Origin of the sequence: Evansella clarkii, assembly GCF_002019695.1 — a bacterium.
Lineage (GTDB): Bacteria > Bacillota > Bacilli > Bacillales > Salisediminibacteriaceae > Evansella > Evansella clarkii.
The window spans coordinates 2,298,630-2,313,285 of sequence record NZ_KV917376.1; the positions used below are offsets into that span (position 1 = coordinate 2,298,630).

Annotated in this window: 16 protein-coding genes; 11 read left to right on the forward strand and 5 right to left on the reverse strand. The window is 43.0% G+C overall.

The window, feature by feature from the left end; all coding sequences use genetic code 11:
- Positions 1-69 precede the first annotated feature (69 nt).
- A complete protein-coding gene (locus BK582_RS10430) occupies positions 70-381 on the reverse strand; it encodes a winged helix-turn-helix transcriptional regulator (RefSeq protein WP_078594962.1) in 312 nt (103 codons plus the stop codon).
- 282 nt (positions 382-663) lie between these two features.
- Here BK582_RS10430 and wrbA point away from each other — a divergent pair, with 282 nt between their 5' ends.
- The 5 genes from wrbA to BK582_RS10455 all read left to right on the forward strand — a co-directional run bounded on the left by wrbA (position 664) and on the right by BK582_RS10455 (position 5,565).
- On the forward strand, positions 664-1,284 hold the full coding sequence (gene wrbA, locus BK582_RS10435) for an NAD(P)H:quinone oxidoreductase (protein WP_078594964.1): 621 nt from the start codon (positions 664-666) through the stop codon (positions 1,282-1,284).
- A gap of 384 nt (positions 1,285-1,668) precedes the next feature.
- Positions 1,669-2,889, forward strand: coding sequence for a putative lipid II flippase FtsW (gene ftsW / locus BK582_RS10440; RefSeq protein WP_078594967.1), 1,221 nt, complete (start codon positions 1,669-1,671; stop codon positions 2,887-2,889).
- 9 nt (positions 2,890-2,898) lie between these two features.
- On the forward strand, positions 2,899-4,071 hold the full coding sequence (gene rodA / locus BK582_RS10445; protein WP_078594969.1) for a rod shape-determining protein RodA: 1,173 nt from the start codon (positions 2,899-2,901) through the stop codon (positions 4,069-4,071).
- 110 nt (positions 4,072-4,181) lie between these two features.
- Positions 4,182-4,859, forward strand: coding sequence for a hypothetical protein (locus tag BK582_RS10450; RefSeq protein ID WP_078594972.1), 678 nt, complete (start codon positions 4,182-4,184; stop codon positions 4,857-4,859).
- Positions 4,849-5,565, forward strand: a complete 717-nt coding sequence (locus BK582_RS10455; RefSeq protein WP_078594974.1) for a pseudouridine synthase — start codon at positions 4,849-4,851, stop codon at positions 5,563-5,565. Before BK582_RS10450 ends, BK582_RS10455 begins: the two co-directional genes overlap by 11 nt.
- A 458-nt stretch (positions 5,566-6,023) precedes the next feature.
- Here BK582_RS10455 and BK582_RS10460 read toward each other — a convergent pair whose 3' ends face one another.
- Complete coding sequence (locus BK582_RS10460) at positions 6,024-6,251, reverse strand: DeoR family transcriptional regulator (protein WP_078594976.1); 228 nt, start codon at positions 6,249-6,251, stop codon at positions 6,024-6,026.
- A gap of 306 nt (positions 6,252-6,557) precedes the next feature.
- Here BK582_RS10460 and pepV point away from each other — a divergent pair, with 306 nt between their 5' ends.
- Positions 6,558-7,955: a dipeptidase PepV gene (pepV, locus tag BK582_RS10465; RefSeq protein ID WP_078594978.1), complete on the forward strand. Its 1,398-nt coding sequence runs from the start codon at positions 6,558-6,560 to the stop codon at positions 7,953-7,955.
- 103 nt (positions 7,956-8,058) lie between these two features.
- The gene (locus tag BK582_RS10470) at positions 8,059-9,219 is read left to right on the forward strand and encodes an MFS transporter (protein WP_139368233.1); all 1,161 of its coding nucleotides are present in this window, start codon (positions 8,059-8,061) and stop codon (positions 9,217-9,219) included.
- Positions 9,220-9,288: 69 nt separating this feature from the next.
- On the opposite strand, the gene cysK is transcribed toward BK582_RS10470, so the two are convergent.
- Complete coding sequence (gene cysK, locus BK582_RS10475) at positions 9,289-10,227, reverse strand: cysteine synthase A (protein WP_078594981.1); 939 nt, start codon at positions 10,225-10,227, stop codon at positions 9,289-9,291.
- Between the two features lie 119 nt (positions 10,228-10,346).
- Here cysK and thpR point away from each other — a divergent pair, with 119 nt between their 5' ends.
- The 3 genes from thpR (at position 10,347) to BK582_RS10490 (ending at position 12,912) form a co-directional block, all read left to right on the forward strand.
- Entirely contained in the window at positions 10,347-10,901 is a 555-nt protein-coding gene (gene thpR, locus BK582_RS10480) for an RNA 2',3'-cyclic phosphodiesterase (protein WP_169910946.1), read from the forward strand.
- A gap of 42 nt (positions 10,902-10,943) precedes the next feature.
- Positions 10,944-11,867, forward strand: a complete 924-nt coding sequence (locus BK582_RS10485; RefSeq protein ID WP_078594986.1) for a nuclease-related domain-containing protein — start codon at positions 10,944-10,946, stop codon at positions 11,865-11,867.
- A 247-nt stretch (positions 11,868-12,114) separates the two neighbouring features.
- The gene (locus BK582_RS10490; RefSeq protein ID WP_078594987.1) at positions 12,115-12,912 is read left to right on the forward strand and encodes a phosphotransferase; all 798 of its coding nucleotides are present in this window, start codon (positions 12,115-12,117) and stop codon (positions 12,910-12,912) included.
- Between the two features lie 73 nt (positions 12,913-12,985).
- On the opposite strand, the gene BK582_RS10495 is transcribed toward BK582_RS10490, so the two are convergent.
- Both BK582_RS10495 and BK582_RS10500 read right to left on the reverse strand, forming a co-directional pair.
- Entirely contained in the window at positions 12,986-13,291 is a 306-nt protein-coding gene (locus tag BK582_RS10495) for a YtzH-like family protein (protein WP_218190721.1), read from the reverse strand.
- Positions 13,292-13,384: 93 nt separating this feature from the next.
- Complete coding sequence (locus tag BK582_RS10500; protein WP_078594989.1) at positions 13,385-13,717, reverse strand: hypothetical protein; 333 nt, start codon at positions 13,715-13,717, stop codon at positions 13,385-13,387.
- Positions 13,718-13,993: 276 nt separating this feature from the next.
- Between BK582_RS10500 and trmB the strand changes: the two genes are divergently transcribed.
- Positions 13,994-14,641, forward strand: coding sequence for a tRNA (guanosine(46)-N7)-methyltransferase TrmB (gene trmB, locus BK582_RS10505; RefSeq protein WP_078594990.1), 648 nt, complete (start codon positions 13,994-13,996; stop codon positions 14,639-14,641).
- Positions 14,642-14,656: the final 15 nt, after the last annotated feature.

A 14,656-nucleotide genomic window follows, 5' to 3' on the forward strand; every position in this document is an offset into this window, starting at 1 on the left:
GCATATTTGCTCCATAAAAAAAGATAACCAGGCTATTTTCTTGGTTATCTCCCCTATATTTTTTAAAAATCAGTCCATCCAACGCTCGGCCCATTTCTGAACTTCATCCATTGCCGGCTTAAGTTCCCGGCCCATCTCTGTTACTGTATATTCAATTCTGACAGGTGTTTCAGGATAAACGGTTCTTGTAACGAGACCCGCTTCCTCTAACTCCTTCAGACGGTCGACAAGCATTTTATCACTCATGTTCGGAATAACTGCCGATATATCTTTAAAACGCTGAGGACCTTGCAGTAATACATTTAAAATCAATCCGTTCCAACGTTTTCCTAACAGCTGAAAGGCTGATTCAAATTTAGGGCACATGTTAATTTGAACCATATTCATCATCTCCTTAGAAACATTATAACATATGTTGCCAGAATCCGTTTTAATTCTACTGCAAAAACATAAACAGCTGTGGAGGATATCAAACTGTAGAAGGGCATTAATGTGTTTTTATCTAAGATCCAGATTATTCAAATTCTGCCCAGTGAGATTTCAAGTTTAAAACACAACTATACAGGAAAACGTACCTATAGCGAAAATCAGGGGACAATCCTGGTTTTCATTAAGAATAAACGGGAGAATTACAGAATGCTCAAATAAAGGAGAGGATTATTCATGGCAAATATTTTAATCCCTTATTACAGTTCGTATGGCCACATTCTGGATATGGTAAAAGCAGCTGCAGAGGGCGCGAAAGAAGTTGACGGTGCGGAAGTGAGAATCGTGCGGATTGAAGAGTTTGATGTGGTGAAAGATGCCATGTCCTCACAGGAGGCTTACGCAGATGCACAAAATAGGCAGGAAGATATTCCTGTTGCTACACATGACGACCTAAAGTGGGCTGACGGGATTATTTGGGGCATACCTACCCGTTACGGCAGTATGCCAGCCCAGATGAAGCAGTATCTTGATTCAGCAGGAAGTCTTTGGGCAAATGGAGACCTTGAAGGGAAAGTAACTGGTGTGATTACGAGTACCGGATCCATTCACGGTGGACAGGAGACGACACCGATCACCGCGCTTATAAACTTCCTTCATTTCGGAATGATTTATGTTGGTCTTCCTTACGGGGAAAACCCGGAGCAGCTGACAACAGACGGTATTGGAGGCTCGCCTTATTCCGCCGCTACGGTTGCGGGGCCGGACGGCAGCAATCAGCCGGATGAAAGAGAATTCACAATGGCAAAGAGATTAGCTCAGCGTGTCACAAAAACTGCAAAGGCTCTGCATGGTTAATTTTATGAAGGCTGGCTTTTATGCCTCTACTGGAGGCATCAGCCAGTCTTTTTTTGCCGTGGTGAGCGGCTACTGGCTGTTTCCGTTGGGAAAGAGGTGCCAAAAGGGCCCATCATGCCCGAATTTCGAGAAATACATAAAGAAAGGTAAGGCAGGATCCCCCCCGTATGCCCGAACCTCAAAAAACCAGAGAATATAGGGAACACAAGGCCCTTCACCCATTCCCGACTACCCGAAAAAAGTGGCTCGCTGCCTTTTTGTCATCATTCTGTAAAAAAATAAATAATATATTAATCTCGTGCATCCCTTTAGTCTCTTTTAGACTACTTGAGGTTCTGATATAATAAAAGAATTAAAACTGGGATTGAATGGCAGGTGAATCCGATGGATGAAGAATCTAAACGGAAATTATATATAGACTGGACTCTTGTTATAACAGTTTCAGTAATGGCTGTTTTCGGCCTTGTTATGATATACAGCGCAAGTTTTGTACAGGGGTACGAAACATTTGGAAACATAGCACATTTTTTTGACAGGCAGCTGCAATTTCTAATAATCTCAGCTGTTTTATTTACTGCCTTTATGTTTTTCCCATACCGGCATTTCCGGAAGCTTTCACCGTTTATCGTTGGGGGATCTGTCCTTCTGCTTGTACTCGTTCTTATCCCCGGCGTGGGGCATGAAGTGAACGGGGCCACTAGGTGGATTAATGTTGGCGGCTTCAGATTGCAGCCTTCTGAGTTTGTAAAAATCGGGTCGATTATTTATCTGGCCTATGTTTACTCCCGTAAACAAGCCTATATAAATAAATTCTTTAAAGGGGTTATGCCGCCCCTCGTAGTAGTTATTGTTTTTTTCGGATTAATAATGATGCAGCCTGACCTTGGGACAGCAACTTCCATCGTCCTCGTTGCCGGTTTAATAGCTTTCTGCTCCGGAGCAAAGCTGATACATTTAATATCTCTCGGAAGCATTGCAGCCTGGGGCCTCTGGCATTACGCTAATTCTGAAACATACCGGTTAAACCGTCTGATTGGGCACAGGAATCCGTTTGAACTGGAAGCTACAGAAGGTTATCAGCTCGTCCAGTCATACATAGCAATTGCCCATGGAGGACTATCCGGTGCCGGTTTCGGCCAGAGTGTCCAGAAACTGTTCTATCTGCCGGAGGCACATACAGACTTTATTCTGGCTATTGTAAGTGAAGAATTAGGCTTACTGGGAATATTATTTGTATTTACATGTATGCTGATTATAATAATTCGTGGTATTATTATTGGAGCCCGTTCGCGGGATGCTTTTGGAAGTTTATTAGCCTTCGGGATCGTTTTCCAGCTGGCTATACAAATGGCCTTTAATGCTGGTGCGGTCAGCGGGCTCCTTCCGATTACAGGGATTCCATTTCCGTTCCTCAGTTATGGGGGCTCTTCATTAATGGTGACCTGTGTGTCTATGGGGATTCTTGCCAATATATCCAGGAGAGCTGAAAAAGAATACAACGAACGCCACAAGGAAGACGTGGAAGCGGAAAGTGAAGTAGCTGCCACCAAGCTCAGTAAAAGAGAGCATCTTCGTCCGGTGAGATCAATAGGAAATAATAGATAGGTGGTATAGATGCAAGAAAGAAAAACCACGTTACAGCAGCTTGATTATACATTGCTATTTCTTCTTTTTGTTCTGATGTGTATCAGTCTGCTTGCTATATACAGCGGGACGACCGAACAATACACAGCAGACCGAATGTTTTATGTGAAAAGACAGATCGTCTGGTTTGGCATAGGTACTATCCTGATGCTGGCAGCGATGAGTATAGATTATGAGTTTTTTAAAAACTTCTCCATTCCATTATACGCTTTAGGAATGGTGCTGCTCCTTCTCGTTCACTTCTTTGGAATTGAGCATAACGGCGCGCAAAGATGGATTGGGATTGAAGATGGTTTCCGGTTCCAGCCCTCGGAGTTTGTAAAAATCTTCGTTATTATTACTCTGGCTCATTTGCTTTACCAAATAACGAAAACCCCAAGAGAGAAGTCTTTTAAATCAGATGCAATTGTGATAGGAAAAATTCTGGCGGTGGGTCTTCCGCCATTTGCATTAATTCTTGTACAGCCTGACCTGGGAACTGCACTTGTTATTGGTGCAATCATATTCAGTATGATTCTGATGTCAGGTGTGACATACAGGATGATCGGCCTTTTATCTTCCCTTGTGATCCTTGCTATCACTTTTCTGGTCTGGCTGCATAATAATTACTTCAGCTTATTTACAAAGATTATTAAGGACCACCAGCTGAGCAGAATCTATGCCTGGCTTGATCCTTCTGCTAATATTGGCGGGGAAGGCTACCAGCTATATCACGCGATACAGGGTATAGGGGCAGGTAAATTATACGGGAGCGGCTTAGCTCAAGGGGCAAAATCTCAGAGCGGGATCATCCCTGAGCTTCACACGGACTTTATTTTTACAGTTATTGGCGAAGAGTTTGGGTTTGTGGGCGCAACCGTGCTGATTGTCGTTTATTTCCTCCTCCTCTATCGTCTTGTCATTATTGCCTTCAGCTGTAATAATACCTTTGGCACTTATTTGGTGGCAGGAACAATTGGTCTGATTTTGTTCCAGGTATTCCAGAATATCGCTATGACAATAGGTTTAATGCCAATTACTGGTCTTGCTCTGCCGTTTATTAGTTACGGGGGGAGCGCGCTTCTTACCAATATGATAGCAATAGGGATTGTTCTTAATGTAAATATAAGGACAAAACATTATATGTTTGGGGAAGAAGATTAAGTGTACACAGAGACATGCCGGAAATGGCGTGCTGGCATTTTACATGGAGAGTTGTTCCGGCAGCTCTCTTTTTTGTACAATAAAAGAGATGACTGGTAGGTGAAAAAAGTATGTATGCAGGATTTGGAAGACTGGCAAGTGCTTTAGTGGAAATCAACAGATCTAATGTGCCGGTGAGGGTTTATTCAAGGACAAAGGAAAAAGTTGTGGAAGCATCTGAAGCTGACAGGAGAATTACCTGGATTGACCCGCAGGATTTTTCGGCGGAAAAAGAAGTCTGGCTGTTTCTTCCTGCAGATGCTGTGCCGGAGTTTCTGAAGGAAAACCAGCCTTATTTTCACCCGGAGACGGTGTTTTTTTACTGCGCAACAAAAGGTATTTCCGCAGACATTGCCCCTCTTCTTCAAGATAAGCAGCAGGTGGTACCAGTAAAATTTATCACCGAAGCTGGACAGCTGAAAAAGGATGGAAAAGGAATGGCAGCTCTGCCTCAGGAATACAGCAGCTGGAAGGGAAGATTGGCAGAGACGTTTGGCGAAACTATGGAAATAGTCATCGCCGAAGAGAAAGAGGTTCTTGCTCTTAATAAAGCGGCAACAGAAAAAGCGGTGATTGCTGCAGAGGAGCTGCGCAACGAAATGAAAGAACGGGGTCTTCCGGAAAAATTAATTAATCATGCAAGCAGGCAGCTTATCCCCGGAGTTATTAACAGTTATGTGGAAGGAAGACTTGGAGGTTTCGGCCAGCAGGTGATAAAAGAGAGAAGGGGGAACAAATATGAGAATTGACAAGCTTCTCGCAAATATGGGTTTTGGTTCAAGAAAAGAAGTGAAACAGCTTCTGAAAAAGGGAGGTGTCACTCTTAGCGGGGCTCCAATTAAGGACGCCAAGACGCAGATAGATCCGGAAAAGGACGATATTGAAATTTTTGGCGAGAAGGTGGAGTATAAACCGAACATCTATTTAATGATGAATAAGCCAAAAGGTGTAATTTCAGCAACCGAGGATGTTGCTGAGAGTACAGTCCTTGATTTGCTCGAAACAGAGGACTTGATCTATGATCCGTTCCCTGTGGGACGCCTTGACAAAGACACCACGGGCTTCATGCTCCTGACTAACGACGGAAAACTTGCCCACCAGCTAACTTCCCCGAAGAAGAAAGTGGATAAAACATACCGGGTCCATATTGACGACGTGCTGACAATAGATCAGGAGGAAGTGCTTAAATCTGGAGTGGTGCTGGATGATGGGTATAAAACAAAGCCAGCTCAGCTGGCTTATTATGAAGGCGAACCTGAAACAACAGTACGGCTCACCATAACAGAAGGAAAGTTTCATCAGGTGAAACGAATGTTTCAGGCTGTAGGCAGAAAAGTGGTCGCATTGAAACGTGAATCCATTGGCCCTCTGACACTGGACCCTGACCTGAAACCTGGCACATACCGAGAATTAAATGACGACGAAGTGGAGTTATTGCGTAAAGGGAATTTATGATTATTGAGGCGAGAGGGACGGACAGTGTTCGTTCCTTTTTGTTGTCTGGTACCTGCGGTGGGGCGTGTTTCTGGGTGGCATTTGTGTGTTTATTGGCGAGTCGCCGATAAATTGAGAATTTCGCCGATAAAAGCTGCAGCTTCGCCGATAAAAATCAGATTTCGCCGATAAAATTAATTTTTCGCCGATATACACATATAAGAACAAATATTAATAGGGTACATACGCTTTTCATCTCATCTGAATAGGGATTTATCCTCCTGAAGTAAATAAATGAGTGCTTTCATTCTCTATCCATAGCTAACCCTCTGCAAAAACATTATTTAACGGACTGAGAGCCGGTTTCGTATCCGTGAGGTAGCGAAGTCCAGGCTTTTTTTACGCTTCAAAACAAAAAACAGCCCTTCACATGTTTGTGAAGGGCTGCCTGAAATTAAGCAATAATAGTAATTATATTATCATATCAATTTTGACAGAATTGTCTTACGGCTGGTAGTTGTCCACTTTCCCCGCTCCGGACTGCTCACGAGATTATGCTGTTCAAGAGCACTTAAATCCCGCTGAATCGTCCTTTGAGTTGTCCCGAATTCTTCAACCAATTCCTTTGTCGTGACATTTTCTCTCCCTTTAATATAAAAGTAGATGGATTTTATCCTGGTCAGCATCCGGTCAGTTGAAGGTTTCAAAAAACCACTCCTTACCTATTTTCTCTTTTCGCTGTAAAAAGAGTTGTAGAATAAGCTGATTAGTTTTTTCAGCTGCGGTACAAAATTTTCAACCATCCCCCCTTTCTTTAATTTTACTGTAATAAGGCAGTAAGGTAAAGGATAATTGGTTTACTAGTCGGAAAACTCAGTGTATATTTTCGAGCGAAAGCCTTTCCTCCAAACTCGTGTTATTATATATTTAATTCGGATTCCTAAAAGACTATGCAGCATTTTGGATGTTCAGCGTAATTTTTCAAATAAATACATATTAATGGAGGTGCCGTAATGGCTGACTGGCAGGCAGAAGTAGAAAAAAGAGAGACTGAATTTATTTCGGATACCCAGGATTTCCTGAAAATTAAAAGTGTACTGGATGAATCCACCGCACAGGCTGGATCTCCTTTTGGCAGGGGCATACGGGAGTGCTATGACTGGCTGCTGAATAAGGCGGATAAAGAAGGTTTCACTGTCAAAGATCTCGAGGGGTATGCAGGCCATATTGAATTTGGGGATGGAGAGGAGATTGTCGGAGTTCTATGCCATATTGATGTAGTACCGGAGGGAGAGGGATGGACCTCACCGCCCTTCGCAGCGGAAATCCGGGATGGCCGAATTTATGCCAGAGGTGCAATCGACGATAAAGGCCCTACGATGGCCGCCTATTACGCCCTGAAAATAGTGAAAGAAATGAATCTGCCTCTGAAAAAAAGAGTCCGCATAATTATAGGTACTGATGAGGAAAGCCAGTGGCGCTGTGTTTCTCATTATTTTAAGCTTGAAAGAATGCCTGAAACAGGTTTTGCGCCGGATGCTGTCTTCCCAATTATTTATGCAGAAAAAGGAATATGCGACCTCTCCTATACAAAAGACTTAACAAACGGGGAGAAGGGTGCTGTTTTGGAGTTTCGTGCCGGGGAACGATTCAACATGGTTCCTGAGCAGGCGTTTGCAGTTTTACAGGGAGTCATTCAGGAGGAAGTGGAGAAATCGTTTAATTTTTATCTGGAGAAAAATCATCTTCAAGGTTCAGTAAGCGGAAATGGCAGCGAAATAAGATTAAACCTTACCGGAAAATCAGCCCATGGTCTTGAACCAGAGAAGGGGCTGAACAGCGGGCTTTTACTTGCCGCCTATATAACTGACCATATTAAGCTGAATGCTGAAGAGGAAACGTATTTCTCTATGCTCAAAAATTTTTTTCTTGAGGACAGCAGGGGGGAGAAACTGGGGATTGCTCATACTGACGAGGAAAAGGGACATGTAACACAGAACCTTGGGATATTACGATACAAAGCGGAAGGGAAAGCTGAAATTGGTATTAATCTCAGGTATCCTGAAGGCGCTGACTTTTCGGCTCTTCAACATAAGCTGAATGACTTTTTTACAGAAAGCAGTTATCAGGCAGTAATTAAAGCACATGAGAAGCCCCATGCCGTAGAGAAGAGCCATCCTCTTATTAAGACGCTGGCAAAAGTGTATGAAGAGCAAACCGGAGATGAGGCTGAATGTATAGCCATCGGCGGAGGAACTTATGCGAGGTCCCTTAAAGCCGGTGCCGCCTTTGGGCCTTTGTTTCCCGGAGAAGAAGATGCAGCTCACCAGGCAGATGAGTATATATCCGTTGCCAGCCTGAAAAAAGCAGCTGCACTTTATGCTCAGGCGATTTACGAACTAGCAAGATAAAGGCAGGAATCCAGCTTCTGAAGTTTATGAACAGTGAGCATGAGTCTCCTTATGCTCACTGAAAATAAAAAACAACCTGCATAAACAGCAAGGATGATGGTAAATGAATCAGCACAAAAAGACGATGTTAAATATGAAAAGCTTTTATTTTTTCTCCTTTTTTGCACTGGGGGGACTGTTTCCCTTATTAAGTGTTTACCTGCAGAATGAAGCAGGCCTTTCAGGGGCGCAAATTGGCACAATCATGTCTGTGGGTCCCATAGTTATGCTTCTTTCCCAGCCAGTATGGGGTATGCTCAGTGATTATACCGGCAAGCCAAGAGTGCTTTTAACGGTGGCAGTTGTGATTACCGCCAGCACTGGCCTGTTGTATTTATTTACATATGAATATATCTGGCTGCTTCTTATCGCTGCCTTACTTGCGTTATTTCAAAGCCCCCTTGTCCCTTTATCAGACAGTATGGCGATGAATTATGTATATAAGCATAAGGAACACTATGGAAATGTCCGGCTTTGGGGGGCGGCCGGATTTGCTGTGGCCGTCTGGGTTGCTGGAAACCTCTCTGATTTAGCCGGTCTCCAGATTATCTTTTATATTTTTGCGGCCACCATGCTTTTGAGCGCTGTTTTTTCCATGGGTATGCCAAGAGAGTCGGCTGAAGTAAGTCCTGGGATAAAAAATGGACTTGGGACCTTAATTAAGATGCCGCGATTTATGATTTTTCTTTTAGTAACATTTCTCGTTTTCGGACCGATCATGGCCAATAACTTTTACTTCGGGCTGTTTATTCAGTTTGCAGGCGGATCTTTAGCCGGGGTAGGCTTTGCTTTCCTGCTGGCAGCTGGAAGCGAGGTTCCTTTTATGCGCTGGGCAGGAAACTGGATTGAAAGGGCTGGAATACTGAAAATCCTTTTTATTGCTTCACTTATTTCCGGTTTAAGATGGCTTTTTTACGTTGCTGGTCCAAGTCCGGTTTTTATTTATGTTACAACTATAATTCAGGGCTTTTCCATTGGATTGTTTATACCTGCGGCGCTCCAGTATGTAATAAAGATTGCGCCTGGTGAAATCAAAGCAACTGCTGTTTCATTATACTCGGCAGCAGGAAACGGTCTGGGAGCATGGTTTTTTACTTTTTCGGCAGGGCTGTTAATTGACTGGTTTGGAATATTGTCCGTCTATCTTTTCTACGGGGTGCTGACCCTGGCCGGAGCAGTACTGATGCTGGTCATCATACGGCAGGAAAAACAAGTTTCTTTGTAGACGGAACGAGGAAAAGCTAATCTACACAGGAAAATCCCTCATTGCCGTAATGAGGGATTTAAAGTCTGATTATTCTTTTTCAAAATCAAAAAGGTCTGTAGAAAGATAACGTTCTCCTGTGTCACAGGCAATGGCAACCACAACATCTTCAGGAGTTAACCGTTTAGCTACCTGAAGAGCTGCATAGCATGCTGCTCCGGAGGACGGGCCGACCAGGATTCCTTCTTTTCTGGCTAGCTGGCGTGAAATATCGTAGGCATTCTCGTCAGAAATACAAAAGATTTCACCATACACGTCTTCATTTAATATTGGTGGAATAAAGCCAGGGCTTGTACCCACCAGCTTATGAGGCCCAGGTTTCCCGCCGGAAAGCACTGGAGAACCTTTAGGCTCGACTACATGCACAGTCAGATCAGGATAAGTTTTTTTTAGCTCTTCTGCTGTGCCAGTAATGGTCCCGCCTGTTCCTGAAGCCGCTACAAAAGCAGATAATGGCTTCCCTATATCTTTCATGCACTCTTCAATCTCTTTCGCGGTTGTGGATCGGTGGGCGTCAGGGTTTGCACTGTTTTCGAACTGCATCGGCATAAAGCTGTTCGGAATTTCTTTTACGAGCTCATGCGCTTTTTCAATTGCCCCTGGCATTTTTTTATCTCCTGGAGTAAGCACCACTTCAGCTCCATATGCTTTAAGGAGGTTAATGCGCTCCTGTGACATTGTGTCAGGCATAGTAAGGATTGTCCGGTAGCCTCTGGCCGCTGTGTTCATAGCCAGGCCAATACCGGTGTTCCCGGATGTTGGTTCAATAATTACAGAGTCACTGTTAAGCAATCCTTCCTTTTCTGCCTGGAGGATCATGTTGAAAGCAGCCCTGTCTTTTACGCTTCCGCTCGGGTTCATAAATTCCAGTTTAAGATAAACAGAGGCGCCGCCCTCATCAGGTACACGGTTCAGCTTAACGAGGGGTGTATCGCCGATCAGCTCGGCCATATTATTTGCGACACGCATCTGATCACTTCCTTTCTATAGCATCTTTCATTTTTGTGAAATCTGATTAAATCAATCGGGTTTATTAAGCTTTATCATTGTACCACAGTTTTATTATTTGAAAAAAGAAGGTGATTACATTGGCCAGTTCACACTTTTTTATTGGAATTTCAGTACCTGAAAATGTCAACAGTTATTTAGTAGAGCTGCAGGAGCAACTTAGCTTAGAGAATTATTATAAAAAAATTACTTTTGCAGAAGATTTTCATATCACTCTCTTATTTTTGGGGGATTGGGGTAAAGAAGGTGACAGGGAGTCATTATGGTCGGCCCTGGCTGACAGGCTAGCTGAAGAGAAACCATTCAAATTAGCTCTTGACCGTACAGGTATTTTTGGCAGCAAAAACAAACCTAGAGTTTTCTGGGCAGGGATTAGCGGGGAACAGGCTTTATCACAAATACAGGAATTAACGTCCAGTAAAGCAGAAGAGTATAGTTTTCATAGGGAGAAACGGCCTTACCGGCCACATATTACACTTGCGAAATCTTATAACACAGACGAGGATTTCTCAGAAGGCACGGGAACAACACTGAATAATATGGAGTGGCTCGTGGAGGAAGTAATTCTCTATGAAGTGCGGCCAGGAAAAAAACCTATGTATAAACCCGTTTCAAAAATTCAATTTTCAGGATAAAATAGTAAATATATAGCGAATGGTGGAGATGGAGGTAGAAATTTGGCTCAGCTAGTAAAGTTATCAGATTATATCTCTCGGTATGAGACAGATATATACCGTTACCCAAGCCGCTTTGTCCGGCTGAAAAAGGAACGGTGGAAAAGATTTTCAAGCGAATGGGGAAATTCAGAAGTTTACCTGCCTGAAATGGATATTTCTTTTGAACAGGAAACAGAAGAGAGAAAAACGTTTGGCCAGAGACTGAAGCATCTTTTTCTTAGTAAAGATGATGCAGACGAAGTGGAGCCTGCGCCCCCACCTGGCATTAAATATAAAGATAAACAGGAATTAAGGGCAGCTTTTATGGAGGATGTATTTCATTTTCAGCTAAGCTGGGCCAGTTCCACCATTTCGGAAAAGTCAGAGATCAACAGAAAATATTATTATGACCATCTCCTCTCATTTTTTGTGAAGGAGCTTCCTGACTCATATTTTATTTTCTATGAGCCTGTTCTTTTTCTGGAAAAAGCACCTGTGGATTTTGATATACTTATATTAACACCTGCGGAGATGTGGCTGATTACTGCGCTGCCAGGGACAGATAAAACGGTTTACAAAAGCTTTTCCAACCGGTTCTGGGAAAAAAAACAGGGAGACCGGACGGAAAAGCTTCTTAATCCGGGGGTTGCTTTAAAGCGAATGAAAACTGTAACAGAGGAGATTCTTGCTGATAATGGACTGGAGATTCCTGTCAGGACCGCTGTGATAGCTAAAAACAGCTTCATTGATCTTCCTCAGCTTCCTGGCAAGCGTACTAAAGTGATTGATAAAAGAAATTTGGCAAGCTGGAAAAAAGAATTTACCGCTGCAACAGTTCCGGTAAAACACCACCAGTTGAAAATTGCCGAAACGCTCCTCGGACAATGCCTTACAAACTCTGAACTTCGCATCGATGAGGCACAGGGGAGGATTGACGATATTTAAAAAGAGCATTAAGATAAAGTGAAACTTCAATCAGTGGGGGAGTCATCCCCCACTGATTGTCAGCTGAACGAATCAGTATGTCAGCGCATATTTAATGATCAAAAGTATGAGTAAAAAGAATACTCATAAAATATATTAAGTTGAAGAAAGTGTAATTATTTTTTACAATAGTTAAAGACTTTTCGGTATCTGAGAAATTGTCATAAACACTGCTGGAATCATACACAGAAAATTGAGGGTGAAATTATTGGAACACTTATTGGGCGAAGAGTGGAATATATGTCCTGCCGGAGGTGCGACGGGCGAAGCCTATATCGCAGAGAAGGGGGACCAGAAAATCTTCATAAAGAGAAATTCCTCTCCTTTTCTTGCTGTTCTGTCCGCTGAAGGAATTGTCCCTAAGCTCTTATGGACAAAGCGTCTTGAAAATGGAGATGTTCTCACTGCCCAGAGGTGGGTCAAAGGCCGTGAGTTAAAATCGCCGGAGCTGCGCCAGAAGCGTGTGGCAAGGCTGCTGGCCAAAATCCACCGGTCAAGAGAGCTCCTCTATATGTTTACGAGGATGGGAAATCATCCCCTGACTCCTCATGCTCTTTTTAAAGCAACTAAATCGCGGGCAGTCCGCTTACAAATAAAAGATCCGTATATTACGGAAGCGCTGAAATGGCTTGAGACAAATCTCCCTGAAAGCAGGATAGAAGAACATGTTGTCTGCCATGCGGATGTAAACCATAATAACTGGATAATAAGCAGCGACGACAGTTTATATCTGATCGACTGGGACGGAGCAACAGTTGCTGACCCTGCTCTTGATCTGGCTCCCATGCTGTATTTATATGTACCGAAGAACGAATGGGAAAGCTGGCTCGAAGAATATGGAGTGACATATACAGAGGAGCTTAAATACCGTCTTGACTGGTATATGGCAGCCCATTGTGTGGAAAGCATGCTCTGGCACTGGCAGAGACAGGAGTTTCATGATATTACGAAGTGGTCGGATATCCTTACAGAAATTCTTCGCCAGTCACGATTTCGTTCTTCCTGAAAATTACAGGCTATTATCAGCTGATTCAGCTGGAAATTAAAGAAAAGACCGGGCCGTTCCCGGTCTTTTCATGTTACATATTCAGATTCCCCGCATTTCCCATGCCAGGGCCGCTCTGGTTTGAGTTTTGAATTTGCTGAACCCAGTTGCTTAGATCTGATGGTATGAAATTTCCCTGTTGCCCGTCTATATCGTGTTCTGTGGCAAAGTTCCGGATATTGTTAAGAATTTCACGGAGTTCCCCATTTACAGATGGATTTTGCAGTAAAGCGTTAGCTAGTCTTTCAACCTGGCGATATTCATCGTGTGTGCCGTAATGTTCGTCGTGCTGGTTCATCAGAATATCGGACAGCAGCTGAAGCTGATGGTGGTAATTCATGGTCATTTTAAAAGCCACATCCTTAACAGCGTTTTGACTTTTGTTATCATAATTAAAGGATGTGATTTTAAGGTGAAATTATGCGGGAAATGTTTAAATTTCTCTGCCTTTCCTTTGTTCATAGTCAATAGTTACTGCCCCTCCGCCGGCTTTCAGTAAATCCAGCTCTTCAAGCCAGCGTGCCAGATTAAGATGGTGGTGTTCCACATGTGTCCGGAGCTTGTCCTTGCTGCTGGTTTCAAGTGCGGTTTTTGTGTAAGCGTGAATTTCTTCCACAGTCCCACTGAAATTAGCATTAAAATGCTTTTCTTTGAGAGAACTTAACAGAGCATCCAATTCACTCAGCTGGCCATTTTCCGCGTCCTTTGTTCTTAACTGCTCCTTAAGTATTTCCCTCACCTGCTGGATCATCTCATCTTTTTCCATATGCAGCCTCCTTATTATTTTTCGTAAATTGCTGGACCTTTTTGCCCGTTGAATAAGCGGCATTAAATTGTCCTTTGTTTTGTTTCTTTAAGTTCTGATTTAAAATTGGCTTTTTAACTCTTTTCCCCCGGTCTGTCTGTTTTACACATAAAGTAAACTTCAATCAGTGAGAGATTTACGACGGTTGCATCGGGATGAAAAATGATTTTGAAACAACTGACAGAACGGGTAAGATAAGATATAGTAATGACGATGATGTCAGAAGGAGTGTTAATTATGCGTTTAAGAAATAAACCTTGGGCTTCGGAAGTAATCGAAAACCATCCGGAAATTGTGACCCCTGAACCGGAAAATTTGAAAGGGAAATGGAACGAACATTTTGGGAATGAAAACCCTGTATACATTGAAGTGGGAACTGGCAAAGGCAGATTTGTCACGAGGATGGGAGAAGCCTATCCTGACAGGAATATTATTGGAATGGAAAAATACGATAGTGTTATTCTCTCGGCAGTTGAACGCCTCATTGAGACGCCTCAAAAAAACGTCAAACTAATAAAGGACGATGTGGAGAAACTGACGGATATTTTTGCTGAAGGGGAGATTTCCCGTGTTTATATTAACTTTACTGATCCATGGCCGAAAAACCGCCATGAGAAGCGGCGCCTGACTCATAAAGGATTTTTGGAGAAATATGCCGAAGTATTAGGTAAATCGGGAGAAATACATATGAAAACAGATAATCAGGCGCTTTTTGAATATTCCCTTGAAAGCCTGAGCCAGTTTGGATTCAGGCTTAAAAACATCAGCCTTGATCTCCACAACAGTGGTATGGAAGACAATATTATGACAGAGTATGAAGAACGTTATGTTGATAAGGGTATGAGAATTTATCGCCTGGAAGCCGAAAAAAATCCTGATTTGTAAATACAAATGACGAAG